General features: G+C 71.5%; 1 protein-coding gene. It reads right to left on the bottom strand.

What is annotated here, in order from left to right; translation table 11 throughout:
- Positions 1 to 466 (bottom strand): ABC transporter ATP-binding protein (locus RM555_RS30840; RefSeq protein WP_311415003.1); only part of this gene is annotated, 466 nt, incomplete at both ends.

Here is a 466-nt window from a genome sequence, read left to right as displayed (position 1 = left end):
ATCACCACCAGGCGGTCGCAGAGCTGCTCCGCCTCGTCCATGTAGTGCGTGGTGAGGACCAACGTGACGCCCTGCTGCTTGAGCCGGAACAGCCGCTCCCACACCAGGTGCCGGGCCTGCGGGTCTAGGCCGGTCGTCGGCTCGTCGAGCAGGACGATCTCGGGCTCGTTGACCAGCGCGCGGGCGATGGTCAGCCGCCGCTTCATGCCGCCCGAGAGCGGCTCCACCCTGCTGTCGGCCCGCTCGATGAGCTGTACGAAGTCGAGCAGCTCGGCGGCCCGCGCCCGGGCCACCCGGCGGGAGATGCCGAAGTAGCGCGCGTAGGTGGTGAGGTTCTCCTGGACGGTCAGCTCGGGATCCAGGTTGTCGATCTGCGGGCAGACGCCCAGGCGGGCCCGGATCGCCGGCCCGTCGCGCACCGGATCCATGCCGAGGATGCGCAGCTCGCCCCCGCTGGGCGGGGAGG

It is taken from the genome of Micromonospora reichwaldensis (assembly GCF_031845925.1).
Classification (GTDB): domain Bacteria; phylum Actinomycetota; class Actinomycetes; order Mycobacteriales; family Micromonosporaceae; genus Micromonospora; species Micromonospora reichwaldensis.
This window is presented reverse-complemented; position numbering and strand designations above follow the sequence as displayed.